General features: G+C 74.5%; 20 protein-coding genes. 13 read left to right on the plus strand and 7 right to left on the minus strand.

Annotation, left to right across the window (positions count from 1 at the left end; translation table 11 throughout):
- Positions 1-28: 28 nt before the first annotated feature.
- The 6 genes from ACIRJT_RS18835 (at position 29) to ACIRJT_RS18860 (ending at position 8,908) form a co-directional block, all read left to right on the plus strand.
- Positions 29-859 carry a hypothetical protein gene (locus ACIRJT_RS18835; RefSeq protein WP_403910532.1) on the plus strand — a complete coding sequence of 277 codons (831 nt, stop codon included), beginning with the start codon at positions 29-31 and terminating at the stop codon, positions 857-859.
- Positions 860-868: 9 nt separating this feature from the next.
- Positions 869-3,046 (plus strand): bifunctional serine/threonine-protein kinase/ABC transporter substrate-binding protein, encoded by a 2,178-nt coding sequence (locus ACIRJT_RS18840; protein ID WP_403910534.1) that lies wholly within the window; start codon positions 869-871, stop codon positions 3,044-3,046.
- 1 nt (position 3,047) lies between these two features.
- Positions 3,048-5,285, plus strand: coding sequence for an ABC transporter substrate-binding protein (locus tag ACIRJT_RS18845; protein ID WP_403910536.1), 2,238 nt, complete (start codon positions 3,048-3,050; stop codon positions 5,283-5,285).
- 363 nt (positions 5,286-5,648) lie between these two features.
- The gene (gene tdh / locus ACIRJT_RS18850) at positions 5,649-6,677 is read left to right on the plus strand and encodes an L-threonine 3-dehydrogenase (protein WP_403910538.1); all 1,029 of its coding nucleotides are present in this window, start codon (positions 5,649-5,651) and stop codon (positions 6,675-6,677) included.
- 61 nt (positions 6,678-6,738) lie between these two features.
- Positions 6,739-7,938, plus strand: a complete 1,200-nt coding sequence (locus tag ACIRJT_RS18855) for a glycine C-acetyltransferase (protein ID WP_403910540.1) — start codon at positions 6,739-6,741, stop codon at positions 7,936-7,938.
- Positions 7,939-7,984: 46 nt separating this feature from the next.
- Positions 7,985-8,908, plus strand: a complete 924-nt coding sequence (locus ACIRJT_RS18860) for a LysR family transcriptional regulator (protein WP_397922097.1) — start codon at positions 7,985-7,987, stop codon at positions 8,906-8,908.
- Positions 8,909-8,976: 68 nt separating this feature from the next.
- Here the strand turns inward: ACIRJT_RS18860 and ACIRJT_RS18865 are convergent, their stop codons facing one another.
- Together ACIRJT_RS18865 and ACIRJT_RS18870 are read right to left on the minus strand one after the other, a co-directional pair.
- A complete protein-coding gene (locus ACIRJT_RS18865) occupies positions 8,977-11,661 on the minus strand; it encodes an FtsX-like permease family protein (RefSeq protein ID WP_403910542.1) in 2,685 nt (894 codons plus the stop codon).
- Complete coding sequence (locus tag ACIRJT_RS18870; RefSeq protein WP_403910605.1) at positions 11,658-12,356, minus strand: ABC transporter ATP-binding protein; 699 nt, start codon at positions 12,354-12,356, stop codon at positions 11,658-11,660. The genes ACIRJT_RS18865 and ACIRJT_RS18870 overlap by 4 nt, the downstream gene beginning before the upstream one ends.
- Positions 12,357-12,535: 179 nt before the next feature.
- Here ACIRJT_RS18870 and ACIRJT_RS18875 point away from each other — a divergent pair, with 179 nt between their 5' ends.
- Both ACIRJT_RS18875 and ACIRJT_RS18880 read left to right on the plus strand, forming a co-directional pair.
- Positions 12,536-13,768 (plus strand): histidine kinase, encoded by a 1,233-nt coding sequence (locus ACIRJT_RS18875; protein ID WP_403910544.1) that lies wholly within the window; start codon positions 12,536-12,538, stop codon positions 13,766-13,768.
- Entirely contained in the window at positions 13,756-14,421 is a 666-nt protein-coding gene (locus tag ACIRJT_RS18880; RefSeq protein ID WP_403910546.1) for a LuxR C-terminal-related transcriptional regulator, read from the plus strand. The genes ACIRJT_RS18875 and ACIRJT_RS18880 overlap by 13 nt, the downstream gene beginning before the upstream one ends.
- 79 nt (positions 14,422-14,500) lie before the next feature.
- Here the strand turns inward: ACIRJT_RS18880 and ACIRJT_RS18885 are convergent, their stop codons facing one another.
- A complete protein-coding gene (locus ACIRJT_RS18885; protein ID WP_403910548.1) occupies positions 14,501-14,893 on the minus strand; it encodes a VOC family protein in 393 nt (130 codons plus the stop codon).
- 117 nt (positions 14,894-15,010) lie between these two features.
- Between ACIRJT_RS18885 and ACIRJT_RS18890 the strand changes: the two genes are divergently transcribed.
- Complete coding sequence (locus ACIRJT_RS18890) at positions 15,011-15,652, plus strand: nucleoside/nucleotide kinase family protein (RefSeq protein ID WP_403910550.1); 642 nt, start codon at positions 15,011-15,013, stop codon at positions 15,650-15,652.
- A gap of 231 nt (positions 15,653-15,883) precedes the next feature.
- Complete coding sequence (locus tag ACIRJT_RS18895; RefSeq protein WP_403910552.1) at positions 15,884-17,029, plus strand: M24 family metallopeptidase; 1,146 nt, start codon at positions 15,884-15,886, stop codon at positions 17,027-17,029.
- 20 nt (positions 17,030-17,049) lie between these two features.
- Here ACIRJT_RS18895 and ACIRJT_RS18900 read toward each other — a convergent pair whose 3' ends face one another.
- Both ACIRJT_RS18900 and treZ read right to left on the minus strand, forming a co-directional pair.
- A complete protein-coding gene (locus ACIRJT_RS18900) occupies positions 17,050-18,069 on the minus strand; it encodes an aldo/keto reductase (protein WP_403910554.1) in 1,020 nt (339 codons plus the stop codon).
- A gap of 91 nt (positions 18,070-18,160) precedes the next feature.
- Complete coding sequence (treZ, locus tag ACIRJT_RS18905) at positions 18,161-19,921, minus strand: malto-oligosyltrehalose trehalohydrolase (RefSeq protein WP_403910556.1); 1,761 nt, start codon at positions 19,919-19,921, stop codon at positions 18,161-18,163.
- 195 nt (positions 19,922-20,116) lie between these two features.
- Here treZ and ACIRJT_RS18910 point away from each other — a divergent pair, with 195 nt between their 5' ends.
- Complete coding sequence (locus ACIRJT_RS18910) at positions 20,117-21,511, plus strand: GH1 family beta-glucosidase (RefSeq protein ID WP_403910558.1); 1,395 nt, start codon at positions 20,117-20,119, stop codon at positions 21,509-21,511.
- A gap of 14 nt (positions 21,512-21,525) precedes the next feature.
- Positions 21,526-22,656, plus strand: coding sequence for an alpha-L-fucosidase (locus ACIRJT_RS18915; protein ID WP_403910560.1), 1,131 nt, complete (start codon positions 21,526-21,528; stop codon positions 22,654-22,656).
- On the opposite strand, the gene ACIRJT_RS18920 is transcribed toward ACIRJT_RS18915, so the two are convergent.
- Together ACIRJT_RS18920 and ACIRJT_RS18925 are read right to left on the minus strand one after the other, a co-directional pair.
- The gene (locus ACIRJT_RS18920) at positions 22,628-23,539 is read right to left on the minus strand and encodes a GNAT family N-acetyltransferase (RefSeq protein ID WP_403910562.1); all 912 of its coding nucleotides are present in this window, start codon (positions 23,537-23,539) and stop codon (positions 22,628-22,630) included. The genes ACIRJT_RS18915 and ACIRJT_RS18920 overlap by 29 nt on opposite strands.
- Before the next feature lie 239 nt (positions 23,540-23,778).
- Positions 23,779-24,741 (minus strand): GNAT family N-acetyltransferase, encoded by a 963-nt coding sequence (locus tag ACIRJT_RS18925; RefSeq protein ID WP_403910564.1) that lies wholly within the window; start codon positions 24,739-24,741, stop codon positions 23,779-23,781.
- Positions 24,742-24,871: 130 nt separating this feature from the next.
- On the opposite strand from ACIRJT_RS18925, the gene ACIRJT_RS18930 reads away from it, so the two are divergent.
- A complete protein-coding gene (locus ACIRJT_RS18930; protein WP_403910566.1) occupies positions 24,872-25,519 on the plus strand; it encodes a DUF1707 and FHA domain-containing protein in 648 nt (215 codons plus the stop codon).
- The last annotated feature ends 3 nt before the right edge of the window (positions 25,520-25,522 follow it).

Genomic DNA, 25,522 nt, shown 5'->3' on the forward strand with positions numbered 1-25,522 from the left:
CGGCGTCGAGGAGGAACGGGGAAACGCTGTGACCTGTCACGTGCCGTTAAGAGGGGTCCGGTTCGGGCTGCCCCTGGCCCTGGCGACCGCGCTGCTCGCCGGCTGCTCCGGCGCGGCGGACGACCGGGGGGAGGCGGAGAGGCGCGACCCCCCGACGGGTGCGAGCGCGAGCCCGGACCCCGGCGGCAGCACCGGTGCCGGGCCGTCGCCCTCGGAATCGCTCGTACCCGACCCCGCCCGGCTCCCGAAGACCCGGGCCGAGGCACGCGACCTCATCGGCCGTGTCATCGCCGGCCCCGACAGCTTCGGCCCCGGAGTGGTGAAGCGGAGCCCGTACGAGAGCGACCCCGCGACCTGGCCCGTGCTCGGCGAGGACTGCGTCTGGCAGCAGCGGAAGCCCGCGTACAGCGTCCTGGCCACCCTCACCCGGTCGTTCGAGCTGCCCGCCGAGCCGGGAAAGGGGCCGGTGCGCCTCGGCGCCGTCGTCACCGTGCACCGCACCCCGGGGGACGCGGCCTGGGAGATGGCGGAGTCGATCGAGGAGAGCATGCGCTGCCCCACCCAGCAGCTGCGCGAGGGCGAGCTGATCGGCTCCATGGTCGCCGCCGCGCTCCTCGGCGGCGAGTCCACGCAAGCCGCCTCCGAGGACTCCCTCAGTGAGACGGGGCAGTACCAGAGCTCCGAGCTCGGCGGACCGCACCACTACTCCTGGCAGCAGGCGCAGACCTCGCAGTTCACCGTCGCCGTGACCGGCAAGGGGGCGAAGGGGCGCACCGAACGGGAGATCGACGACCTCGTCGTCCAGGCGCAGGCCGCCATGCTGGTCCGGCTGGGATCCGCCGTCGAGAAGCAGAGCTGAGGCCGGGCGATGGACGACCTGCGACCCACCGACCCCGCCCGGATCGGCGGCCACCGGCTCCTGGGCCGCCTCGGGGCGGGCGGCATGGGCGTCGTCTACCTCGGACGCACCGACGCCGGAGCGCTCGCCGCGATCAAGGTGATCCTGCCCGAGCACGCCGGGGACGAGGACTTCCGGATCCGCTTCCGCCGTGAGGCCGAGGCCGCCCGGCGGGTCGACAGCCCCTGGGCCGTCCCCGTCACCGGGGCCGACACGGAGGCGGGACGCCCCTGGCTCGCCACGGAGTTCGTCCCCGGGCCGACGCTCTTCGACATCGTCGCCCGGCGCGGACCACTGCCCGTGCGCAGCGTCACCGTCCTCGGCCTGCTGCTCGCCCGCGCCCTGGCGGCCGTGCACGCCGCCGGGCTCGTCCACCGCGACGTCAAGCCGGGCAACGTCCTGCTGGCGGCCGGCGGCCCGCGGTTGATCGACTTCGGGATCGCCCGCGCCGCCGACGCCACCGCCCTGACCGCCACCGGCCTGGTCGTCGGCACCCCCGGGTTCCTCCCGCCCGAGCAGGCGTCCGGGAACACCGCCGGGCCCGCCGGGGACGTGTTCTCGCTCGGCTGCCTCCTGGCGTACGCGGCCACCGGTCGGCCGCCCTTCGGCGGCGGCGCGGTCGACGCCGTCCTCTACCGCACCGTGCACGACGCACCCGACCTGGCCGGCGTCGACGACGCCCACCTGCGCGCGCTCCTGGACCGGTGCCTCGCCAAGGATCCCGGCGAGCGCCCGGCCGCCGCCGACCTCGACACCCTGATAGCCGAGGACGCCCCCGCCGGGGCCACCGCCGACTGGCTGCCCGAGGACGTCGTCCGGATCATCGCGGACCGGTCCGCCGCGCTGCTGGCCCTGCCCGACATCGACGCCACCGTCACCGAGAGGCCCGGCCCGCCACAACCCGCCCCCGGCCGACGGCGGTTCCTGCTGCTCGCGGCCGGTGGAGCGGTGGCTCTCGGTGCGGGCGTCTTCGCCGCCGTACGCCTCACCCGCGACGAACCCGGCGGCGGGGACGACGCTCCCGGTGGACGCCGCTGGATCATCGGCGTGCACGCCGACCTCACCGGCCCCCTGCGCACCGCCGGACGGGCCCAGGAACGCGGCGCCCGGCTCGCCGTCGACCGCTTCAACGCCCTCGACGACCAGCCCTTCCGCCTCGCCGTGAAAGTCCTCGACGACCAGGGCGATCCCGCCCGATCCGCGCTGGTCGCCGAGGAGTTCGCCCGCGATCCGGAGGTCGTCGCGGTCATCGGCCCCACGGGCGACGAGGCCGCCGGGGCGGCACTGGCCGCTTACGACGAGGCGGTGCTGCCGGTCCTGGCGGTGTCGGCCCTCCAGATCACCTTCCCGGCCCGTGCCAACGGCTCCTTCTTCCAGGCCGCCCCCTCCTACGCCTCGCTCTCCGTCCCCGTCGTCAACCGCCTCCTGCTGCGCCCCGACGTCGAACGGCTGGGCATCCTGATCGACCGGTCCGGTGGGCAGAGCGCCTACCAGGCGGGCTACGCGATCAACCTGATGACCCCCGACCTCACCACCGGCACCACCCACCCCCGGGTGGTGCCCGCCGGGACGACCGTCTTCGACCCGGTCGTCACCGACCTCCTCTCCCACCGGAGCGACGCCCTCTTCTACGCCGGTGACGCGGCGGGCGCCGCCCGGGTCGCCCGCATCCTGGCCGACCTCTCCTTCACCGGACCGCGCATGGCCCAGCACAGCGTCATGGGGCCGGAGTTCCTGGAACAGGCGGGCGCGGCGGCCGACGGCTGGGAGTTCGTCGCACCGTTCACCGACGCGAGCGCCCCGGCCGCCGCGACGTTCGCCGCCGCCCACCGCAAGCGTTTCGACGAGGCCCCCGCCGCCTGGTCGGCCGAGGCGTACGACGTGGCAGGGCTCGTCGCCCGCGAACTGGCCGCCCTGACCGAGGCCGTGGCCAAGAAGGCGAAGGCGAGCGCCACGCCCTCCGGCGACGGCCGTCCCACCCGGTCCGCGCTCACCGCCGCGATCGCCGCCGCCCGGTACGAGGGGATCTCCCGCACGTACGCGTTCGACGAGAAGCGTCAGCAGGTCATCGGCCAGGACGCCCACCTGTACCGGGTGGAGAAGGGCCGCCACCGCTATCTCGGCCCGGCCCCGAAGCCGAAGCGCTGACGTGCGGCCCCTCACCTCGGAGGACCCTCGCACCGTCGGCCCGTACCGCACCCTCGTCCGGCTCGGCGCGGGCGGCATGGGCGTGGTCTACCTGGCGCGCTCGGCGGGCGGCACGCTCGCCGCCGTCAAGGTGATCCGGGCCGAGCACGCCGACGATCCCGGGTACCGGGCCCGCTTCCGGCGCGAGGCCGAGGCCGCCGCCCGGATCACCGGCCCCTGGGTCGTTCCGGTGCTCGGCGCGGACACCGAGGACCGCGAACCGTGGCTGGCGACGGCGTTCGTCCCCGGGCCCTCGCTGGCCGAGGTGGTGGGCGGCGGCGCGTTGCCCACGACCACCGTCAGGGCGCTCGGCAGCCGGCTCGCCGAAGCCCTCGTCGCGGTCCACGGAGCCGGGCTGATCCACCGCGACGTCAAACCCGGCAACGTGCTGCTCGCCCTTGACGGCCCCCGCCTCATCGACTTCGGGATCGCCCGCCACGAGGGCGCCACCGCGCTGACCACCGCCGGCGCGGTGATCGGCACGCCCGGCTATCTGGCCCCCGAGCAGGCGTCGGCCGGACCGCTGGGGCCGCCGTGCGACGTGTTCTCGCTCGGCTGTGTCCTCGTGTACGCGGCGACCGGGCGGCCGCCGTTCGGTGAGGGCGGCGGGGCGGGCGCCCTGTTCCGCACGATCCACGAGGAGCCGGACCTCACGGGTGTGGAGCCCGGCCTGGCGCCCCTGATCGCCGCCTGCCTGGCCAAGGACCCGGCCGCCCGGCCGACCGCGAGCCGGGTCCGCGACGCCCTGGCGGCGAAGGCCCCGGGCGACCCCGGGGACCCGGGCCGGGTGCGGGACCCCAGGGAGTACCCGGGCCGCCGAGGAGCCCCGGGCCCGCACGAAGGCCCCCGCACCGCACCCGCTCCCGCCCCCTGGGAGATGGTCGCCGGGCTTCCCGCACTGATCGCCGAGCGGTCCGCCGCCGCCCTCGCGCTCCCGGACCCCGAACCGCTGCCCGCCACGCTCGCCCCGGCCGGGGACGGCACAGCGTCCGGTCCCGCCCGCCGGCGGCTGCTCACCGCCGGGGCGGCAGGGGCCGTCCTCCTCGCCGGCGGCTCCACCGCGACCTGGATCGCCCTGCGGCGCGGAGGCGGGGGAGAGGGCGGCCCGTCGGCCGGCTCCGGGGAGCCGCCCACGTACACGATCGGGCTCCACGCCGACCTCGGCGGACCCGGACGGGCCACCGGCCTGGCCCACCGGCGCGGCGTCCAGCTCGCCGTCGCCGACCACAACGCCCGTGAGGACAAGGCGTTCCGGCTCGCCCTGCGCACCGAGGACGACGCGGGGGATCCGGCGGCGGCGCTGCGGGCAGCCGGGCGGCTGGCGGCGGACCCCGAGGTCATCGCGGTCGTCGGTCCCACCGCGGACGTACTGCGCGAGAACGTCGTCGCGCGGTATGCCGAGGAGCGGCTCGCCACCGTCGTCGTCGCGGCCGGCTCCACCACCGCCGAGTCGGGCACCGGTCTCCACCTCTGTGTGACCCGCCCCTTCGACCGTGCGCTCTCGACCGGACTCATCAGCTACCTGACCCACACCCGCCCCGCGACCCGCATCCTGCTCGTCGAGGACGCCGCCGACGCCGTGCTCGCGACGGAGACCGGAGTCGCGTTCCGCGATGCCGCCATCGCCGGTGCCGACCTCATCGAACACCCCCTCGTCCGGGGGGACGCGGGCTTCGGAGCGGTCGCACGCAAGGCCGTGACCAGCAGGGCCGACGCCGTGGTGCTCGGCGGTGGCGACGCGTCCCGGGCCGCCCGCCTGGCCACCGCGCTTGCGGGCGAGGGTTTCACCGGGACCAGGGTCGCCGCCGGACCCGCTCTCGGGCCCGCCTTCCTCGCGGGCGCGGGTGCCGCCGCCGACGGCTGGGTCTTCGCCGAGGCGTACGCCGACCCCACGGCCCTCCCTTCGGCAGGCGCGTTCACCGCCGCGCACCGCGAACGCTTCGGCGAGCCCCCGGCCACCTGGGCCGCCGAGGCGTACGACGCGGTCGGCCTGATCGCCCGGGCCGCCGGGACCACCAGTGCCTCGGAAGAGGTGCGCAGCGGCATTCCCCGGCGGCTCGCGCGGACCGAGCACCGGGGCATCGTGCGCACCCTCGCCTTCGACGCCTCGACCCTCCGCGTGCGGTTCGAGAACGGGATCTTCCTCTACCGGATCGAGAAGGGCCGCCCCCGCTTCCTGGGCCCGTACGGCGAGGTGTAGCCGCGCCGGCGACGGCAGCGCTCGGTGAAGCCATGGGCGGGCGTGAAGGTCTCCTGCGACCGTGCTTAAGAAATCCTCGATGGACCCGGGCCCCGTCGTACGGCAGATTGCTCGGTGACGGCCGAGGATGGCGCGTGGAGCCGTACGACGTGCGGCGGTGTGTCGTACAGCGGCATGCCGTGCGTCGTGCACTCGTGCGTTGCGCACTCGTGCGTCGTGCAGCTACGACGTGGCCCGTCCCGTCCCGCCGCGCTCCCGCCATGGGGGCGACCACCCGAAAACCACCCCGGGCCGCAGGGTTCTTCCGACATGCCCCGAGGCCCGGGGTATCCACTCGCGTACCGACGTCAGGGAGCCGCAGCCGTGAAGGCACTCGTCAAGCAGAAGGCCGAACCCGGACTGTGGCTGATGGACGTGCCGGAGCCGGAGTACGGCCCCACCGACGTCCTGATCAAGGTCCTGCGCACCGGCATCTGCGGCACCGACCTGCACATCCGCGCCTATGACGGCTGGGCCCAGCAGGCGGTCACCACCCCGCTGGTCCTCGGCCACGAGTTCGCCGGAGAGGTCGCCGCGACCGGCTCCGACGTCGCGGACATCGCCGTCGGCGACCTGGTCAGCGGGGAGGGTCACCTCGTCTGCGGCAAGTGCCGCAACTGCCTCGCCGGCCGCCGCCACCTCTGCCGCTCCACCGTCGGCCTCGGCGTCGGCCGGGACGGGGCGTTCGCCGAGTACGTGGTGCTGCCCGCCTCCAACGTGTGGGTGCACCGGACCCCCGTCGACCTCGACATCGCGGCGATCTTCGACCCGTTCGGCAACGCCGTGCACACCGCGCTGTCCTTCCCGCTCGTCGGTGAGGACGTCCTGATCACCGGAGCCGGACCGATCGGCATCATGGCCGCAGCCGTCGCCAGGCACGCCGGGGCCCGCAACGTCGTCATCACCGACGTCAGCGAGGCCCGCCTCGCCCTCGCCCGCAAGGTCGGCGTCGGCCTCGCCCTCAACGTCGCCGACCGGACCATCGCCGACGGGCAGCGGGAGCTGGGCCTGCGCGAGGGCTTCGACATCGGCCTGGAGATGTCCGGCCGCCCCGAGGCGATGCGCGACATGGTCGCCAACATGACGCACGGCGGCCGCATCGCGATGCTCGGCCTGCCCGCCGAGGAGTTCGCCGTCGACTGGTCCCGCATCGTCACCTCGATGATCACCGTCAAGGGGATCTACGGCCGCGAGATGTACGAGACCTGGTACGCCATGTCCGTCCTGCTGGAGGGCGGACTCGACCTCGCCCCCGTGATCACCGGCCGGTACGGCTTCCGCGACTACGAAGCGGCCTTCGACGACGCCGCGAGCGGCCTCGGCGGCAAGGTCATCCTCGACTGGACCGTCTGACCTCCCGACCGCCCTTCGCCCTCGTCCTCGCCCCTCGCCCTTGATCCCTTAAGGAATCCGCATGTTCGACTCCGTACGCGACGACCTGCGCACCACCCTCGACGAGATCCGCGCCGCCGGCCTGCACAAGCCCGAGCGCGTGATCGGCACCCCGCAGTCCGCGACCGTGGCCGTCACCGCCGGCGGGCGCGCGGGCGAGGTCCTCAACTTCTGCGCCAACAACTACCTGGGCCTCGCCGACCACCCCGAGGTCATCGCCGCCGCGCACGAGGCGCTGGACCGCTGGGGCTACGGGATGGCCTCGGTCCGCTTCATCTGCGGCACCCAGGAGGTCCACAAGGAGTTGGAGCAGCGGCTCTCGGCCTTCCTCGGCCAGGAGGACACGATCCTCTACTCCTCCTGCTTCGACGCCAACGGCGGCGTCTTCGAGACGCTGCTCGGCCCCGAGGACGCGGTCATCTCCGACGCCCTCAACCACGCCTCGATCATCGACGGCATCCGCCTCTCCAAGGCGAAGCGCCACCGCTACGCCAACCGCGACATGGGCGAGCTGGAGACGCAGCTCAAGGAGGCGTCCGGGGCCCGCCGACGCCTCATCGTCACCGACGGCGTCTTCTCCATGGACGGCTACGTCGCCCCGCTCCAGGAGATCTGCGACCTGGCCGACCGCTACGACGCCATGGTCATGGTCGACGACTCGCACGCCGTCGGCTTCGTCGGCCCCGGCGGACGCGGCACACCCGAACTGCACGGCGTCATGGACCGGGTCGACATCATCACCGGCACCCTCGGCAAGGCGCTGGGCGGGGCCTCCGGCGGTTACGTCGCGGCCCGCGCGGAGATCGTCGCCCTGCTGCGCCAGCGCTCGCGCCCGTACCTCTTCTCCAACTCTCTCGCCCCGGTCATCGCCGCCGCCTCCCTCAAGGTCATCGACCTGCTGGAGTCCGCCGGGGACCTGCGCGAGCAGCTGAACGCCAACACCGCGCTCTTCCGCACCCGGATGACCGAGGAGGGCTTCGACATCCTGCCCGGCGACCACGCGATCGCCCCCGTCATGATCGGCGACGCGGGCAAGGCGGGCCGGATGGCGGAACTGCTCCTGGAGCGCGGGGTGTACGTGATCGGCTTCTCCTACCCGGTCGTCCCGCAGGACGCGGCCCGGATCCGGGTCCAGCTCTCCGCCGCGCACTCCACGGACGACGTGAACCGCGCCGTGGACGCGTTCGTCGACGCGCGGGCCGCCCTGGACGCGGAGGCATAACCGCTCACCGGGTCGGGCAGCCGCCGCGACCTGGGACAATGGGCACATGATCGATGCGCGGCGGCTGCGAATCCTCCGTGCGGTGGCCGACCACCGCACGGTGACCGCGGCCGCCGCCGCGTTGTACCTGACGCCCTCCGCCGTCTCCCAGCAGCTCGCCGCCCTGGAGCAGGAGACCGGTCACCGACTCGTCGAACGCGGCGCGCGCGGCGCCCGGCTCACCGCCGCGGGGGAGATCCTGCTGAGCCACACCAACGTGGTCCTGGCCCAGCTGGAGCGGGCCGAGGCGGAGCTGGCCGACTACAGCGCGGGTGTCGCCGGTACGGTCACGGTCGCCGCGTTCGCCACCGGCATCGGCCTCGTCCTCGCCCCCGCCCTCACCGAGCTGGCCCGCACCGCCCCCGGCATCCGGGTCAAGGTCCAGGACGCGGAGGGCGACGCGAGCGTGCCGATGGTGCTGGACCGGCAGGTCGACGTGGCGGTGGCCGTCGAATACCGGGGCGCGCCCGCCGAGGACGACCGCCGCCTGACCCGCGTCCCCCTGTACTCGGAGCCGTTCGACGCGGTGCTCCCGGTGGACCACCGGCTCGCGGACCAGGACCAGGTGGCGGTCGCCGACCTCGCGAAGGACCCGTGGATCGGGCCCTACCCCGGCAACCCCTGCCATGACGTGGTGGTCCTGGCCTGCGAGTTCGCCGGGTTCGCCCCCCGCCTCGAACACTCCTCGGACGACTTCCGTGCCGTGGTCGCCCTGGCCGGGGCCGACGCCGGAGTGGCCCTGGTGCCCCGGTCCGCGCTGCGCGGGATGGAGCTGACCGGGGTGGTCGTGCGCCCCGTCGAGGGGAGCGCCCCCACCCGCCGCGTCTTCGCGGCCGTACGGCAGGGGGCCGAGGGGCATCCGCTGATCCGGCCGGTGCTGGACGCGATGGAGGCGGTGGCGGTACGGGAAGCGGGCCTGGCACGGGTCTGAATCCGGACCCGCCCGGCCCACCGTTCAGCTCGCCTCCCGCCCCGCGCCGCCGCCTCCCACCTCGCCTCTCACCCCGCCCGGCGTCCCAGGACGAAGCGTCCCCCGGCCGACGCGCCCGGGACCAGCGTCCCGGCCGCCGCGGCGAGTGCCACCGCCCCCGCGATCACCGCGTAGTGCACCGGCGGGAGATACGGTGCGGTGCCCGCCAGCGAGACGGCGAACGCGGTCAGTGGGACCGCGGCCACCGCCGTGCCGATCACCAGCCCGGCGAACGTGACCAGGCCGGTCTCCAGCACCAGCATCCGCCGGAGCTGCCGACGCCCCGTGCCGACCATCCGCAGCAGCCGGAACTCGCCCCGGCGGCCGATCGTGATCAGCGCCAGCGTGCTCACCACGGCCAGCAGCGCGAAGCCGCCTATCACCCCGACGCCGATGACGATCACGGCGTTGTCCCCGTCCGACACCGGCGGAGCGATCGCCACGTCGTCGCCCGTGGCGGCCCGCACCGCGACCCCGCCGCCGTACGGAGCCAGCGCCTGACGCACCGCGGCCGCCGGGTCCGCGGCGGACCCGGACCCGGCCTCGGTCCGGATCAGCACGACCTGGTTCCGCGCGGCCGAGACATGGCCCGCCAGCGCCTCGCGCGGGAAGAGGAACTCGCCCAGGCCCAGCGCGTGTTCGTACACCGCGACGACCCGGGGCTCCACCCGCGTACCGTCGCCGAGCCGCAGCGCGACCCGGTCCCCGGGGCCGACGTCCAGGCTCTTCGCCCGGTCCGCCCCGACCGCGACGGCGTCCCGCCCCGTGAGCCGGTCCAGGTCGCCCGCCGTGACGCGGGGGTCGAGCGTGCCGGACAGGCCGCGCGCCTCCACGCCCAGCACGGGCAGCCGGGTCAGCACCGGCTCGCCCGCCTGCCGGTCGGCCAGGACGACCGCCGAACGCAGCACCCCGGTCGCCGCCGTGACCCCCGGCGTCTCCCGCACCGCCCTGGCCGCTCCGGCGGGCAGCCCCGCCCCGCCGCCCGTCGCGACCAGGTCCGCCCGCAGCGCGGCGGACGCCTGGCGGCCGGCGGCCCGCTCCATGGTCGGCCCCGAGGCGAGCTGCACGCAGACGAACGCGACCACCAGCACGATCGGGGTCAACGCGGTGGCGAGCCGCCGGGTGTGCGCCGAGGCGGCCCGCTCGGCCAGGAACCCCGACACCCCGCCCGCCTTCCGCATCGGACGGCCCAGCACGCCCAGGACGATCCGGGAGACCCGAGGCCCCAGCAGGGCGACCGCGATCACCAGGGACATCGCCGCGCCCGAGGCCGCGGCGCCCGCCGCCTGACCGCTCTGCGTCGTCGCGACCCCCGCCGAGCTGATCCCGGCGAACGCCAGTACCACCCCCGCCACGTCACGGAACCGTCCCGGCTCGCTCGGCTCGTCCGCCGTCGCCGCACCCAGCGCGGCGGCCGGCCGCAGCCGGGTGATGGACCGGGCGGCGAGCATCGCGACCGGCCGCGCCGGCAGCGCGACCAGCAGCCCGCCGGCCAGCGCCGCGGCGGGCGGCAGCCACCACGGCACCGGCAGCGGCAGCGGATCGGTGCTCAGCAGCGAACGCATCGCGAGACCCAGGGGTACGGCCCCGATGCCGCCCAGCAACGCCGCCGCCGCGGACACCCGGCCCGCCTCCCGGCCGATCGCGGACCGCAGCTGACGGGGCGAGGCCCCCACCGCCCGCAGCAGCGCCAGTTCCCCGGACCGCTGATGGATCGCCTGCGACAGCGTCGAGGCGATCACGAGGAGCGCGACCATCAGCACCGTGCCGCCGATCGAACCGAGCAGGGCCAACTGGTCACCGCGTGCGCCGAGCGCGTCCACGTGCTCGGCCTCCCCGCGCTCCGCACCCGTCAGCACCCGCACGCCCCGGTCCGAGTCGGGAACGCCCGAACGCTCGGGCAGGACCGCGCCGATCGCGTCCCGCAGCGCGTCCCGCGAGACGCCCGGCTCCGCGACCACGCCGATCGCGTCGATCCGGCCCGGGTGTCCGGCCAGGGCGGTCAGCCGGGGCTCGGTGAAGAACACGGCCGGGGGACCGTCGCCGCCGTGACCGGCGCGCGCTGTCCCGCTGACGGTGTACGTCCGGGCGGTTCCGTCGGCCCGCAGCACGACCCGCTCGCCCGGGGCGTGGCCGCCCGCCGCGAGCGAGCCGTCCAGGACGACCTCGGTGGCGTCCCTCGGGGCCCGGCCCCGGGCCAGCTCGTACCGGGTGAGCACGGCGGACGGCCAGGAGCGGCCCACCGCGGGCCGCCCGTCGCCCGTGGACACCGGCACGGAATCGTCCGCGACCGCCCTCGCCACGCCGTCGGCCCCCGCCACCGCCGCCAGCACCGACCGGTCCAGACGGGCCCGCTCCGGCAGATACGCCGTCGCCGTCCGCGGCTCGCTGCCCCAGGGCTTAGCGGTGTACGACACCTTCTGGTCCGCCGCGACCACCGCGTCCGCGCCCGCGTACCGCTGCACCGGCGGCGCCGCCACCAGCAGCGAGCCGATGACGAACGCGAACGCGCCGACCAGCGCGGCGGCGGCCCCCGTCGCCACGATCACCGCCGCCCAGGCCCGCCGATGCGTGGCCAGCGACCGCCGGGCCAGGAACGCCGACGCCCGCCGCGACCCCTGCCGCACCCCGAGCGGTTCCCGGGCCGCCGCGCCCGTACCTCTGTTGCGTGCTTCCGCCGACTCCTGGGCCGCCGTGCCCCTACGCCTCCTCATCGCAGCCGACCGCCGTCCATCGTCAGGACGGTGTCCGCCCAGCTCGCCGCCACCGGGTCATGGGTGACCATCACGACCGTGCGGCCCTCGGTCCTGACGGCGTCCCGCAGCAGCGCCAGCACCAGCTCCGCGGACTCCGGGTCGAGGGACGCGGTCGGCTCGTCCGCGAAGATCACCTCGGGCTCCGTCACCAGCGCCCGCGCCACCGCGACCCGCTGCTGCTGGCCGCCCGACAGCGTCGACGGCCCGTCGCCGCCGCGCCCCGCGAGCCCCACCCGGGCCAGCAACTCCCGCCCGCGCGCCAGCACATCGGGGCCGCCCGGATCCGCGCCGCCCAGCACCAGCGGCAGCACCACGTTCTCCTCGATGGACAGCGAGGGCACCAGATTGAGCGCGTGCGACTGGAAGACGAAACCGATCCGGTCCCGGCGCAGCCGGGTCAGCGCGGCCTCCGAGAGCGACCCGAGATCCGTGCCGGCGATCCTGACCGTCCCCGAGGTCGGCCGGTCCAGGCCCGCCGCCACCTGGAGAAAGGTGCTCTTGCCCGAACCCGAAGGCCCGACCACCGCGGTGAAGCTTCCGGCCGGGACCCTGCAGCTGACCCCGTCGAGCGCCGTCGTCCTCCGGCTGCTCCCGCGCCGCCCGTAGCTCCGGCTCACCCCCTCCAGACCGAGCGCGGCTCCCTGCTCCACCATCGTCGTACCCACTGTTCGCCTCCACCGTCCCCGTACCGTTTGACCTGCTACAACGCTATGAGCCGGGGGACGGCCGGGCGAGGGTGCGCACTACCGGACCGGGGGTGCAGCCAGCTCCACCCCCGGCCGGGGGACCGCCCCCCTCCGGGGGCGGGCCCGCCCCCGTACCGTGGGCTGCCATGAGCAGCTCACCACCCGGTCCCCTCGCGGTCGCCGTCCGGCGTTCCTGGGACGCCTCCCGCTACCTCCTCATCGGCATCGGGGTCGCGATGCTCACCTACGTCGGCGCGTTCCTGGTGGTGGCCGCCCTCCTGTTCGCCGTCGCGATCATCGGGCTGCCCGCGCTGCCGGAGGCCGCGACCCTGCTGCGCCGGGCCGCCTCGGCGGAGAGCCGCAGAGCGGCGGCCCGGCTCGGGCCGGGGCACCGCCCCGCCTCCTATCCGCCCCTGGGCGGCGGCGAGTTGCCCGAACGCGTCCGGCGGACGCTCACCGACCGGACCACCTGGCGGCTCGCACTCTGGCTGCCCCTCCAGACTCTCTTCGGCATGGGGCTCGGCTACCTCACGATGATCCTGTGGCCCCTCGCCCTGCTGGTGGACGGCATCGCGTTGTCCGTCGTGGGGCTGGTGGACCGGCGGCGGGCCGACGAGTACGGCATCGAGCCGCCCGACCGGCCGGGCTGGGCGCTGCGCTGGCACCCGGTGCTGGCCGACCTGGCGGCGGGCTGGACCATGGCCCTGCTCGCCCCGCCGCCCGCCGCCGAACTCACCGAGCGGATCGCCCACCTCACCGAGAGCCGGGCCGGCGCGGTCGCCGCGCACGGGGCCGAACTGCGGCGCATCGAGCGGGACCTGCACGACGGAGCCCAGGCCAGGATCGTCGCCCTGTCGATGCGGATCGGGCTCGCCAAGCAACTCCTCGACCGTGATCCGGCCGCCGCGCGGGCCCGCCTGGACGAGGCGCAGGACGGGGCCGAAGCCGCGCTCGCCGAGCTGCGGCACGTGGTGCGCGGCATCCACCCGCCGGTCCTCACCGACCGTGGACTGGCCGGTGCCGTCCGGGCGTTGGCCGCCGACGTCCCCGTGCCCGTCACGGCGGACCTGGACGGGGTGGAGGACGGGCGGCGGCTGCCCGCCGCGATCGAGGCCGCCGCCTACTTCGTGGTCGCCGAGGCGCTCACCAACATCAGCAAGCACAGCGGCGCCACCGCCGCCAGGGTCCGCGTCGAGCGGCCCCCCGGCCTCCTGCGGGTGACCATCGGCGACGATGGTCGCGGCGGCGCGGACGAACGCGCCGGCAGCGGGCTGGTGGGCATCCGGCGGCGGGTCGCCGCGCTGGACGGCGCCACCCGCGTCAGCAGCCCCGCCGGGGGGCCGACGGACATCGAAGTGGAGCTACCGTGCGGATCGTGATCGCCGAGGACAACGCCCTCCTGCGCGAGGGCCTGATCCTCCTGCTCACCAGCTCCGGACACGAGGTGGTGGCCGACGCGGCGGCCGGTCCGGAGATCCTGCCCGCCCTGCTCGAACACCGCCCGGACGTGGCCGTCCTGGACGTACGGCTGCCGCCCACCTTCCGCGACGAGGGGCTGCGGGCCGCGATCGCCGCCCGCGCCGAACTGCCCGACCTGCCGATCCTGGTCCTCTCGCAGTACGTCGAGGAGACGTACGCCGCCGAGCTGCTCGCCCGGGGCGCCCGGGGCATCGGCTACCTGCTCAAGGACCGGGTGGGCCGGGTCGAGCAGTTCCTGGAGGCCCTGGACCGGGTGGCGGCGGGCGGCACCGCGCTCGACCCGGAGGTCGTCACCCAACTCCTCACCCGCAAGTCCTCGGCGGGCCCGCTCCAGAGCCTCACCGCTCGCGAGCGCGAGGTCCTGGAACACATGGCCCAGGGCAAGGCCAACGCCACCATCGCCGCCGAACTCACCGTCTCCGAACGGGCGGTGAGCAAGCACATCGGCTCGATCTTCGCCAAGCTCGGCCTGGATCCGGACGACGGCGCCGTCCACCGCCGCGTCCTCGCGGTGCTGGCCTACCTGGAGGGCCGCGACGGGCCCACCCCGTGAGGGGGAAGGGACGGGTTCACCCTGCGAAGGTGCCGGGACGGGTTCACCGGGTGAGGGCCCCGCGCCGGGGCCGACGGGGTCAGGCGGCCGGCTGGAGCAGGTCCCAGCGGTTGCCGTAGAGGTCCTCGAAGACCGCGACCGAGCCGTACGTCTCGTGCCGGGGCTCCTCCAGGAAGCGCACCCCGGCCGCCACCATCCGGACGTGGTCGGCCGCGAAGTCCTCGGTGTGCAGGAAGAAGCCGACCCGGCCGCCCGTCTGCGCCCCCACCGCGCTGCTCTGGACCTCGTCCTTCGCGCGGGCGAGCAGCAGCCCCGTGCCGGGCGCGGACCCGCGCGGGCGCACCACCACCCAGCGGGTGCCGTCGCCCCGGTCGGTGTCCTCCGCCACCTCGAAGCCGAGCGCGTCGCGGTAGTACGCGAGCGCCTCGTCGTAGTCGCGGACGACCAGGGTGACCAGGGCGATGTGGGACATGGCGGGGCCTTCCACGGGTATCGAGCGGGTGCCGCACGGGCGCTGAACGGGTACCGCACGGGTGAGGTTATACGTAACACTAACGCTTTTCGGCCCGGCCCCCGCACAATGCCACGCATGGAGATCCTGGACGGCACGACCACCGGCGGCCGGGCCGCGCTGACGGACCGGGCCCGCGCCCTCGCGGACACCGCAGGGCGCTGTGTGCTGGGGATCGCGGGCCCGCCCGGAGCCGGGAAGTCCACGCTGGCGGAACGGCTGGTCGCGGCCCTGGACGGACGCGCCGCCCTCGTCCCGATGGACGGCTTCCACCTCGCCGCCGTCGAACTGGAGCGCCTGGGCCGCGCCGACCGCAAGGGCGCCCCCGACACCTTCGACGCGGCCGGGTACGCGGCCCTGCTGCGGCGGCTGCGCGCACCGGACCCGGTGCACGCGGTCTACGCCCCGGCCTTCGACCGGTCCCTGGAGGAGCCGGTCGCCGGTTCGCTGCCCGTACCGCCGGACGTCCCGCTCGTCGTCACCGAGGGGAACTACCTGCTGCTCGACGACGGCCCCTGGGCCCCGGTGCGCGCTCTGCTGGACGAGGTGTGGTTCCTGGACCCCGACCCGCAGGTGCGGGTGCGGCGGCTCGTCGACCGCCATGTCCGCCACGGCAGGCCCCGCCACCGCGCGCAGGAGTGGGTGGCCCGGTCCGACGAGGCGAACGCCCGGCTGGTGGAGCAAGGCCGGGACCGGGCGGACCTGATCGTGCGGCTCTGACCCGCCCGGCGTTGCCGAAGGCCGCCGGTCGTTGCCGAAGGCCGCCGGGCGTTTCCGACGGCCCGCCGGTCGTTGCCGCCGATCCGTGGGTCGTTCCCGACGGCCAGCCGGGCGCCTTCCGCTGATCCGTCGCCGGCTCCCGAGGACCGACACGCTCCGGCAAGCCGGTCGCGCACGCCCCGCCGGGCGGGCAGGATGCTGTGTGCCGTGTCGCACCGCCAGGAGGTCCTGATGTCCAGCCCGAGCCCGTCCGTCCCGCACTCCGCCCCGCCGTCCTTCACCGCCGACGACTACCGGGCCCGCATGGCGCGCGCCGCCGAGTCCGCCGCCGAGGCCGGGCTCGACGGGGTGATCGTCGCGCCGGGCCCCGACCTCGTCCACCTCACCGGCTACCGCCCCGTGAGTACCGAACGCCTCACCCTCCTCGTGCTGCGGGCCGGCCAGGACCCGGTCCTGGTGGTCCCGACCCTGGAGGCCCCCGACGCGGCCGCCGCCACCGGGGCGCCCGCCCTCACCCTGCGGGACTGGACCGACGGCAAGGACCCGTACGCGGTGACCGCCCCGCTGCTGGACGCCGAGGGCCGCTTCGGTGTCAGCGACAACGCCTGGGCGATGCATCTGCTCGGCCTCCAGCGGGAGCTGCCCGGCACCTCCTACACCGCGCTCACCGAGGCGCTCCCGATGCTCCGCGCGGTGAAGGACGCCGCCGAGCTGGAACGGCTCACCGCTGCCGGAGCCGCAGCCGACGCCACGTACGAGGAGATCCTCAAGGTGCGGTTCTCCGGCCGCCGCGAGGTCGACGTGGCCACCGATCTCGCAGCCCTGCTCCGTGAGTTCGGGCACTCCCAGGTCGACTTCACCGTCGTCGGCTCCGGCCCGAACGGGGCGAACCCGCACCATGAGGCCGGGGCACGCACCATCGAGCGCGGCGACATGGTCGTCCTCGACTTCGGCGGCCTGAAGCACGGGTACGGCTCCGACACCTCCCGTACGGTCCACGTCGGCGAGCCCACCGCCGAGGAGCAGCGGGTCCACGACATCGTCCGCGAGGCCCAGCAGGCGGGCTGCGCGGCCGTCCGGCCCGGCGTCGCCTGCCAGGAGATCGACCGGGCCGCCCGCGCGGTGATCACCGAATTCGGCTACGGCGAACGGTTCATCCACCGCACCGGCCACGGCATCGGCGTCACCACCCACGAGCCGCCCTACATGATCGAGGGCGAGGAGCAGCCGCTGGTGCCCGGCATGTGCTTCTCCGTGGAGCCGGGCATCTACCTCCCGGGCCGCTTCGGCGTCCGGATCGAGGACATCGTGGCCGTCACCGAGGACGGCGGGCGGCGGCTCAACACCACCGCCCGCGAACTGGCCGTCGTCCAGTAGGCGCCCCGGGCCTCCCCGGCTCAGTCGTCGTGCGGCTCCCGGTCACGGAAGCGGTGCAGGACGTCGTACGGGTAGGGCAGCGGCCGGGCGCTCGCCGCGTCCAGCCGCCCGGCCTGCTCCGCCGTCAGCTCCCAGCCCGCCGCGCCGAGACTGTCGGCCAGCTGCTCCGGCGTCCGGGCCCCGACGATCGGCGCGGTGACGCCGGGTCGGCCGAGCAGCCAGCGCAGCGCGGTCTGCGCCGGGGTGCGCCCCGCCTCCTCGGCCACCGCGACGACCTCCTCCACGACCCGCCAGGTCTCCTCGTTGTCCCGCTCCCGCCAGGCCTCCCGGCCCAGCTCCTCCTGGTAGCGGGCCTCCCGGGTGCCCGGTGCGGCGGCGGTCATCCCGCGCCGGTACTTGCCGGTCAGCCAGCCGCCCTGGAGCGGGCTCCACGGGATGATGCCGACGCCCTCCGCCGCGCTGACGGGGACCAGCTCCCACTCGATCTCGCGCGCCAGCAGGTTGTACAGCGGCTGGAGGGACGCGTACCGCTCCCAGCCGTTGCGGTCCGCGAGGTCCTGGGAGCGCTGGAGCTGGGAGGCGGAGAGGTTGCTCGCGCCGAGGTAGCGGACCTTGCCCGCCTTCACCAGCGTGTCCAGGGTGGAGAGGGTCTCCTCGATGGGCGTCGTCGCGTCCCACACATGCGTCTGGTAGAGGTCGATGTGGTCCGTGCCGAGGCGGCGCAGGCTCGCCTCCACCGCCGACACGATGTGCTTGCGGCTCAGCCCGCCCGCGTTCGGGGACTCGCCCATCGTCCCGAACACCTTGGTGGCGATGACGAGATCGTCGCGGCGGCGGCCCTTCAGCCACCGGCCGACGATCTCCTCGGAGACACCCTGGTTGTACACGTCGGCGGTGTCGACGAACGTGCCGCCCGCCTCCGTGAACGTGTCCAGGATCCGATGGGCGGCCGCCTCGTCGGTGTCCTGGCCGAACGTCATCGCGCCCAGGCACAGTTCGCTGACGCGTAGGCCCGAACGGCCCAGGAATCGCTGCTTCATGGTGTTCCTCTCGTGATGTCGTGCACTGCGCCGAACGCTACGAGTTGAAGTGCACACGAAGGCAAGGAAAGGGTCGGCCCATCGGCGCCGCTCAGTCGTCCGCCAGCACCACGCACGACTCCGGCGGCAGGCGCAGGACCCCGTCCGCCCCCGGTGCCTCCACCGGCTCCCAGGCCGCCAACACCCGTCCGCCGGAACGCCGGTGGCGTCCCGAGCCCAGCGGGATGGCGGCCGGCTTGTCCGCGAGGTTCACCGCGATCCGCAGGTCGCCCCTGCGGTACGCCAGCCAGCGCGCGTCCTCGTCGAACGCCGTCTTCACCGAGGCCAGGTCGGGGTCGTGCAGATCCGGCAACGTACGGCGCAGCGCGATCAGTTCGCGGTACCAGGCGAGCAGCCGCGCGTGCGGTTCGCGCTCCGGTTCGGACCAGTCGAGACAGGACCGGTCCCGGGTCGCCGGGTCCTGGGGGTCGGGAATCTCCTCCCGGTCCCAGCCGTGCGCGGCGAACTCCCGCCGTCTGCCGTTGCGTACGGCCTCGGCCAGCTCCGGGTCCGTGTGGTCGGTGAAGAACTGCCAGGGGGTCCGCGCCCCCCACTCCTCGCCCATGAAGAGCATCGGCGTGAACGGGCCCGTCAGCACCAGGGCCGCCGCGCAGGCCTGGAGACCGGGGGTCAGGGAGGTGGCCAGCCGGTCGCCGAGCGCCCGGTTGCCGATCTGGTCGTGGGTCTGCGCGTAGCCCACGAAGCGGTGGGCCGGGGTGCGCGTCACGTCGACCGGGCGGCCGTGGACGCGGCCCCGGAAGCTGGAGAACGTCCCGTTGTGGAAGAACCCGGATGTCACCGCCTTGGCGAGGGCGGCGAGCGGGGCGCGGGCGAAGTCGGCGTAGTAGCCCCGGGACTCTCCGGTGAGCGCGGTGTGCAGGGCGTGGTGGAAGTCGTCGTTCCACTGGGCGTGCAGTCCGAGGCCGCCGGCCGGACGCGGGGTCGTGGTGCGCGGGTCGCAGAGGTCGGACTCGGCGATCAGCCCGAGCGGCCTGCCCACCTCGACGGCCAGCGCGTCGACCGCCGCCGACAACTCCTCCAGGAAGGTGAGCGCCCGGGTGTCGGCCAGCGCGTGCACCGCGTCGAGCCGCAGCCCGTCGAGCCGGTAGTCGCGCAGCCAGGCCAGGGCGCTGCCCAGCAGGAACGCCCGCACCTCGTCGGAGCCCGGCGCGTCCAGGTTGACCGCCGCGCCCCACGGGGTGTGGTGGGTGTCGGTGAAGTACGGGCCGAAGGCGGGCAGGTGGTTCCCGGACGGGCCCAGGTGGTTGTGGACGACGTCCAGGACCACCCCGAGCCCCAGCCCGTGCGCCGTGTCGACCAAGTGCTTCAGCCCCTCGGGTCCGCCGTACGGCTCGTGCACCGCCCACAGCGAGACGCCCTCGTACCCCCAGCCGTTGACGCCCGGGAACGGGCAGACGGGCATCAGCGACACATGGGTGACGCCCAGCTCGGCCAGATGGCCCAGCCGGGCCGCCGCCGCGTCGAAGGTGCCCTCGGCGGTGTACGTCCCCACGTGCAGCTCGTACAGCACCGCACGGTTCAGCCGCCGCCCCGCCCACGCCTGGCGCCAGGCGTACGCCTCCTGGTCGACGACCGCGCTCGGGCCGTCGGGACCGTCCGGCTGACGCCGCGAACGGGGGTCCGGCAGCAGGGGGCCCTCGTCCAGCCGGAACCCGTACCGGGCCCCGTCCGAGGCCTCCGCATCGGCCGTCCACCACCCCGCGCGCCCGGCGTCACGCTCCATCGGGCACCGGACGTCCGCCGCCTCCAGCACGACCGAGTCCGCCTCGGGGGCCCACACCTCGAACTGCATCCACCACTCCTCGTCCCTGGGCGGGGCGCGCGGCCGCCCGCGAACGGGCTCCACGATCCACGCGACAGGCTCTGTTGCCGCCCGCCACCGGCGATTAAGGTCTGGTCCTGATCATTGCCCGGCGAGGTTCCCGCTCATACAGGTTCTGCTCACACGTACTGGTTCTGCTCATACGTACGGCTGCTGGAGGCCGCGATGACCCTGCCGATGTTCCCTCCCGGCTTCCTCTGGGGAGCCTCCGCCTCCGCCTTCCAGACCGAGGGGGCGGTGGACGCGGACGGCAAGGGCCCCTCCGGCTGGGACGCCTTCGCCGCGCTGCCCGGCCGGATCAAGGACGGCACCGACACCACCCGGGGCACCGGCTTCCACGCCCGCTACCGCGAGGACGTCGCCCTGCTGGCCGGCCTCGGCGCCGACGCCTTCCGCTTCTCCGTCAGCTGGCCCCGCGTGGTGCCCGGCGGCAGCGGAGCCGTCAACGCCGACGGGCTCGACTTCTACGACCGGCTCGTCGACGAGCTCTGCGCCCACGGCATCACCCCCGCCCCGACCCTCTACCACTGGGACACCCCGCTCCCGCTGGAGGCGGCGGGCGGCTGGCTCGACCGGGACACCGCCTACCGCTTCGCCGAATACGCCGGCATCGTCGCCGAACGCCTCGCCGACCGCGTCCCCATGTGGATCACGGTCAACGAGCCCGCCGAGGTCACGATGCTCGGCTACGCGCTGGGCGAACACGCCCCCGGCCGCACCCTCCTCTTCGACGCCCTGCCCGCCGCCCACCACCAGCTCCTCGCCCACGGCCTCGCCGTCCGCGCGCTGCGCGCGGCGGGCGCGGACAACATAGGCGTCGCCCTCTCGCACGCCCCGGTCTGGACGGCGGGCGACACCGACGAGGACCGCCTCGGCGCGGAGCTGTACGACACGCTCACCAACTGGCTCTTCGCCGACCCGGTCCTCACCGGCCGCTACCCGGACGAGAACCTCGCCGCGCTGATGCCGGGCCCGGTCGCCGACGACCTCAAGGTCATCTCCACCCCGCTCGACTGGTACGGCGTGAACTACTACAACCCTACCCTCGTCGGGGCGCCCAGGCCGGAGGCGCTCGACACCTTCTCCGGCTTCGCGATGCCCGCCGAACTCCCCTTCGGCATACGGGAGATCGAGGGCTATGAGAAGACGGGCTTCGGCTGGCCCGTGGTCCCCGAGGGGCTGACCGAGATCGTCACCGCGCTCCACACCCGCTACGGCGACCGCCTCCCGCCGCTGTACATCACCGAGAACGGCTGCGCCCTGGAGGAGCCCCACGCGGATGACCGCCGCATCGCCTACCTGGAGAGCCATCTCAGGGCCCTGCGCGCGGCGATGGACGCCGGGGTGGACGTGCGCGGCTACTTCACCTGGTCGCTCACCGACAACGTGGAGTGGACGGAGGGCGCCTCGCAGCGGTTCGGCCTGGTCCACATCGACTACGAGACGCTGACCCGCACGCCCAAGCGGTCCTACGCCTGGTACCGCGACCTCATCGGAGCGCAGAAGGCACAGAAGCGGAATCCGGCGGTCGAGGGGGCTTACGCGGCTCCCCCCGAATGATCAATACTCCCGCCATGGTCGCTTCATGGTGGTCCCGGGCCCGACTGGGGATCTTCGTTCACTGGACACCCGCATCCGTTCCCGGCTGGGCCCCGCCCTACGTCCCCGCCGCCGAACTCCCGGCGGCGGGCAGACGCGCGCCGCTGGGCTGGACCTCGTACGCCGAGTGGTACGAGAACGCGCTCCGCTTCCCCGGCTCCCCGGTCGCCGCCCACCACCGCGCCACCTACGGGCAGCGCCCCTACACGGACTTCGGCCGCGACTTCGAGGACGGGCTCGCCGGCTGGGACCCGGCAGCGTGGGCCCGCGCCTTCCGCGAGGCGGGGGCCGGCTACGCGGTCCTGGTCACCAAGCACCACGACGGTTTCTGCCTCTGGCCCTCCGAGACGAAGAACCCGCACCGCGCCGGCTGGCACACCACCCGGGACGTCGTCGGCGAGTTCGCCGAAGCCGTACGGGCCGAGGGCCTGCGCTTCGGCGTCTACTACTCCGGCGGGCTCGACTGGACCTTCGACGACCGGCCCATCGGAACCGCCGCCGACATGTTCTCCGCCGTCCCGCGCGGGAGCTACCCCGCCTACGCCGACGCGCAGATGCGGGAGCTGATCCGCCGCTACCGGCCCGACGTCCTCTGGAACGACATCGCCTGGCCCGCCTCCACCGGCGAGATCCGCTCCCTGGTCGACTTCTACCGCTTCACCGTCCCGCACGGCGTCGTCAACGACCGGCTGCTGCCCTGCGCCCCGCACTGGCGGGGTCTGAACCTGCCGGGAGCCAAGGCGCTGTACAACTGGTGGGACCGGCGGACGGTGGCGCGGGGCGAGGGCTTCGTCCCGCGCACACCGCCGGTCTTCGACTTCCGCACCCCGGAGTACGCCCGCTACGAGGGCTCCGACCCGTACGAGATCACCCGGGGCGTCGACCACAGCTTCGGCTACAACCGGGGATCGGGCCCCGACGCCTTCATCGGCCGCGAGGCCCTCACCTCACTGGTCCGCGACACCGCGGCCGACGGTGGAAACGTCCTGCTCAACGTGGGGCCGCGCGGCGAGGACGCCACGATCCCCGCCGAACAGCGGCTCCGGCTGGAGTGGCTGGCCGAGGAGGCCGGGGCCCTCACGCCAGATGGACCCATTCCTGGATGATCGGGTACCCGGCGCGCGCGAACGCGGCGGCCATCGGCACGTTGCCCCGGTCCGTCGCACCCGCGACGAACTCGGCGCCCTGCTCGACGAGGAAGCGCGTGCACTCCACCAGCAGGTCGTAGCCGTAGCCGTGCCCGCGCGCCTCGGGGACGACCCCGATGAAGCCGACGCAGGGCCCGGACGGGTTGTGCGCGGGCACCTGGATGCCCGCCACCTCGCCGTCCGGTGTGTACGCGAGCCGCCACCACTCCCTCGGCGAGGGGCACCAGTAAAAGAAGTCCAACTCCTCCTGGGCCGCCGCATCCAGCCCTCCGGGGCCCTCGATGGCCTTGCGGGCGTGGGCGTCCAGCGTGGCCGAGTGGACCCGGCGCAGGACGTCGAGGACGACGGCGTCGTCCGGCTCCGGGCGGAAGGTGAGCCGGCCCGTCCGCTCGGGCAGCGGGCAGCCGGGGGTCCACCGATAGCGGTAGCGCTCGACCAGCGGCTTCATACCGGCCGCCGTCGCGGCGGCGACCCGCGCCTCGACGGCGGCCCGCACCGCCGGATCGTCCCGCCATCCGGCGGGTGCGATCACCTCGTACTCCCTGTCGAACGGGGCCCGGCGCAGGAGTTCGGCGCCCGCCTCCGCCTCCCCGTCCGCGAAGTCGAACCAGTTGAGCACGACGGGCTCGGTGTCGTCGGGCCCGCCCCACCAGGCGGCCCTGGCGATCACGGTGTTGTCGCGCAGGGCGACCCAGGACCAGTCGGGGCGATACTCGCCGCCGTCGGCCGTCGAGGTGTAGGCGTGGCCGAAGGCGGCCCGGCCGACGAGAGGGCTGTCCTGGAACGTGGTGAAGAGTGCGGCGTCGCTCGGGGTGAGCGCGCGGATGACCAAATCGGTCATGGGAATGTCCTCCGGGGACGGAATGCCGCGCTCCCGGTCAGACGAGGTCCGACACCGCCCGGCGGACGGGGCGGGAGCGCGAAAGCGACGTACTGCGGATGGTGGTGCCGTTGTTCCTGCGCACGTTTCTCGCCTCCTTCCACGACCTGTGCCGATGTCGATGCCGACCCTAGCCCCCCTCACGCCCGCCGTCCAACGGTTTGACGGCAGGGGCGACGGGCCTTATCAACGGGTCGCGTTCAACGGCGCTCGTCCCAGACCATGTTGAACGCCCGCTCGAAGTTGACGTAGCCCAGACGCTCGAAGGACTTCGCCATCGGTACGTTGCCGAGATCGGTCGCCGCCCGGATCCGGTCCACGCCCTCGGCCGCCAGCACCCGGGTGCCCTCGGCGAGGAGGTCGTCGATGTACCCGTGGCCCCGCCGGGCGGGCAGCACCCCGATGTACGCGATGATCGGGTTGTAGCTGTTACGGGCCGGAATGACGAAGCCGACCGGCTCACCCGTGGGCAGTTCGGCGATCCGCCACCAGTCCATCGGGGTGGAGTATCCGGCCAGCTCCTCGTCGTACTGCTTCTCGGCCGCCTCGCGGGCATCGAGTCCGGACGCCAGGTCCGCCTGCCCGTGGGCGTCGAGAGTGCCCTCCATCACCGGGGCCATCAGCGCGACCAGGTCCTCCCGCCCGGCGACCGGACGGAACACCAGCCTGCCGGAGTCCTCGGGCACGGGCGTACCGGCCCGCCACTCCAACCGCAGCCGCTCCACCAGCATCCGGGCCCCGGTCTCCTCCATCACCCGGATCCGTGCCCCGACGACGTCCCGGGCGGCCGGGTTCTCGTGCCAGTCCGGCGGTACGAACCGCCCGTACTCGGGCCGCTGTGCACCGGCGGGCAGCACGGCCGCCGTCGCCGTCTCCAGCAGCCGGACGCCGATCGCGACGCGCTCCGGCACCGGAAGCGTGTCGTCCAGGTCGAAGAAGTCCAGCGCCAGCGGACTGTTGCCCGCCGCGTCGGTCCACCAGGCGGCCCTGGCGACGACCCGCTCCCCGTCCAGGGCGACCCACATCCATCCCGGGACGCGGCGCCCGGTGGCGAGGTCGTCGGCCAGCTCGTGGTCGAGAACGTACGAAAGGCCGCAGAACAGGTCGAGCTCTTCGGCTCCGGACAGCGGACGGACCGTCAGCCGCGGGGGAACAGGGGTCACAAAGTCTCCTCGTGATGGATGAGCGGCAGACCCTAGCAAGGGGCTCCACCGAGGAGCGGCGCAGGTCAGCGCGGGAGGAAACACGGCCTCATCTGGACACCCCGGGCCCCTCGGCCCGACAATCGTCGACGTGACGTCCTCCTTCGAGTTCCACACGAGTCCCGCGCGGCTGTCGGACGCCCAGCGCGACCGGGTCCTCGGCGTGCTCAGAGACGGCGCGGCACAGGGCAAGTTGTCGCACGACACCTTCATGCGGCGCATGGAGCTTGCTCTCGTCGCCCGCCGCCCGGAGGAGCTGGTGGCCCTCACCTCCGACCTGGAGGCCGGCGGCAACTGGTCGCAGGGACTGGTCCGCGCGGTGGGCGGGATATCCGCCTTCCCCGGGCGGCTGCGCCGCGCCTGGCAGACCGAGCGGCTCCCCAAGCTGCTGCTCCCCGCCCCCGGCCCGCACCCGTTGCTCATCGGCCGCGACCCGGCCAACGGGCTGCGGCTCAACCACGAGACGGTCTCCCGGCTGCACGCCGAACTCTCCGGGCAGAGCGGCCGTTGGGTGCTGCGCGACCTCGGGTCCACCAACGGCACCTGCGTCAACGGTCAGCGGCTCGTCGGCTCCATCCCGGTGCGTGACGGTGACCAGGTGAGCTTCGGCCGGATGAGCTTCCGCCTCACCGCCCCGGCACTCCGCCCGCCCGAACGTCCGCCGTACGCGCCCCACCCGTCCGCGCATCCGCCCGAGCTGCCGCCGCCCGGCCCCGGCCCCGGCCACCCGCCTGCCTGACCT

The organism is Streptomyces sp. NPDC102283 (assembly GCF_044766265.1).
In the GTDB taxonomy this organism is placed as follows: domain Bacteria; phylum Actinomycetota; class Actinomycetes; order Streptomycetales; family Streptomycetaceae; genus Streptomyces.

Excerpts from the sequence above, each read along its gene's own strand:
- treZ (WP_403910556.1), bottom strand. The coding sequence starts at position 19,921 with ATGCAGTTCGAGGTGTGGGCCCCCGAGGCGGACTCGGTCGTGCTGGAG.
- ACIRJT_RS18900 (WP_403910554.1), bottom strand. The coding sequence starts at position 18,069 with ATGAAGCAGCGATTCCTGGGCCGTTCGGGCCTACGCGTCAGCGAACTG.
- ACIRJT_RS18870 (WP_403910605.1), bottom strand. The coding sequence starts at position 12,356 with ATGGTGGAGCAGGGAGCCGCGCTCGGTCTGGAGGGGGTGAGCCGGAGC.
- ACIRJT_RS18910 (WP_403910558.1), top strand. The coding sequence starts at position 20,117 with ATGACCCTGCCGATGTTCCCTCCCGGCTTCCTCTGGGGAGCCTCCGCC.
- ACIRJT_RS18890 (WP_403910550.1), top strand. The coding sequence starts at position 15,011 with ATGGAGATCCTGGACGGCACGACCACCGGCGGCCGGGCCGCGCTGACG.
- ACIRJT_RS18860 (WP_397922097.1), top strand. The coding sequence starts at position 7,985 with ATGATCGATGCGCGGCGGCTGCGAATCCTCCGTGCGGTGGCCGACCAC.
- ACIRJT_RS18875 (WP_403910544.1), top strand. The coding sequence starts at position 12,536 with ATGAGCAGCTCACCACCCGGTCCCCTCGCGGTCGCCGTCCGGCGTTCC.
- ACIRJT_RS18885 (WP_403910548.1), bottom strand. The coding sequence starts at position 14,893 with ATGTCCCACATCGCCCTGGTCACCCTGGTCGTCCGCGACTACGACGAG.
- ACIRJT_RS18865 (WP_403910542.1), bottom strand. The coding sequence starts at position 11,661 with ATGAGGAGGCGTAGGGGCACGGCGGCCCAGGAGTCGGCGGAAGCACGC.
- ACIRJT_RS18840 (WP_403910534.1), top strand. The coding sequence starts at position 869 with ATGGACGACCTGCGACCCACCGACCCCGCCCGGATCGGCGGCCACCGG.
- ACIRJT_RS18915 (WP_403910560.1), top strand. The coding sequence starts at position 21,526 with ATGGTCGCTTCATGGTGGTCCCGGGCCCGACTGGGGATCTTCGTTCAC.
- ACIRJT_RS18855 (WP_403910540.1), top strand. The coding sequence starts at position 6,739 with ATGTTCGACTCCGTACGCGACGACCTGCGCACCACCCTCGACGAGATC.
- ACIRJT_RS18920 (WP_403910562.1), bottom strand. The coding sequence starts at position 23,539 with ATGACCGATTTGGTCATCCGCGCGCTCACCCCGAGCGACGCCGCACTC.
- ACIRJT_RS18895 (WP_403910552.1), top strand. The coding sequence starts at position 15,884 with ATGTCCAGCCCGAGCCCGTCCGTCCCGCACTCCGCCCCGCCGTCCTTC.